Origin of the sequence: Reichenbachiella sp., from assembly GCF_039941815.1 — a bacterium.
Classification (GTDB): domain Bacteria; phylum Bacteroidota; class Bacteroidia; order Cytophagales; family Cyclobacteriaceae; genus Reichenbachiella.
The window spans coordinates 1-1,069 of the sequence record NZ_JBDVDW010000038.1 but is presented as its reverse complement, the minus strand read 5'-3'; the positions used below and the strand labels follow the sequence as shown (position 1 = coordinate 1,069).

The window sequence follows — 1,069 nt, the reverse complement described above, 5'->3', positions numbered from 1 at the left end:
CTAATTCTGCTGAGTTAACTCGTTATGCTATGGAAAACGGCCTACTAATTGATTTGAATTGAATTGAAAATAGAGATTGGACTTCTCAGACTTTTGGTAATTAGAAAATGTCTGCTCGTTTGGCCCATTCTTGCCACTGTTTTATTCTGGTTCCACTGCGAAGGTTTTTCCTAGAAACAGCATCTACTAAGACATTAGAGGCTAAGACAAGTCCCCATGTAGATTCGAGAAACAAACCCGATTTCGATTTTGGATGAACGGTATGGGCATTGTACTCACTTGCCCAGTAGCAGAATTCATCGCTAATGATGACAATCTGAATTCCTTTTTCCATAGCTATTTCACACAGCTTTCTTCCTTCTGAAGCGTAAGGTACTACATCAAAGATAACCAAGGCATCATAGCCCATTCCAACTTTAGGTTTATATTCTAGCCATTCTGCGAGCATTCCATCGTGCATCGAAATATATTGTACATTGTCTCGAGCTAACAATAAGCGCCGGGCAAAATCTTCAGAGATCCCTCTAATAGATTGAAATCCAGAGATATACACTCTTTTAGCTGTCGCGACACAATTTACAAGACTACTCCAATCGTCTGTTTCAAACTGCTCATATAGCCGCATCATACTATTTAGCTCGATATTTAAACTATTGTTATATATAGTTTTTTTCTTATTTTTCTTTTTCTCTTGTGTATTGCTATCAAGATTAATTTCTTTCAGCTCTTCTTTTAACGCTGAAATACCGCGATAGCCTGCTTTTTTTAGAAAACGACTGACTGTAATTTGGCTAACTGCTGCTTTGTCGGCAATCGATGCTCCCGTTTCATAGCTAATTTGATCCAAATTTAAAAGAATAAACTGAGCGACTCGTGCTTCGGACTTTGTCAAATCAGGCATTAGGTCTTTAATTTTCTGAGCGGCTGCGGTTGTAATATATTCAAAATTATTTTGCATATAACTCCTCCTATAAATCCAAATCAACTTGTTTTGTTGTGGTGCGTTTAGTCTATAAAAACGATCAAAATGCGAACAGAATTTGAACGATCAACTTTTAAACACAGTAAG

1 protein-coding gene is annotated in these 1,069 nt (G+C 37.1%); it reads right to left on the bottom strand.

From position 1 onward, the window contains the following. Positions 1–100: 100 nt before the first annotated feature. Positions 101–958, bottom strand: a complete 858-nt coding sequence (locus tag ABJF11_RS10405) for a MurR/RpiR family transcriptional regulator (RefSeq protein WP_348119785.1) — start codon at positions 956–958, stop codon at positions 101–103. Positions 959–1,069: the final 111 nt, after the last annotated feature.

What these genes read in the sequence shown, in the direction of transcription:
- ABJF11_RS10405 (WP_348119785.1), bottom strand. Translation starts at nt 958, where the DNA reads ATGCAAAATAATTTTGAATATATTACAACCGCAGCCGCTCAGAAAATT.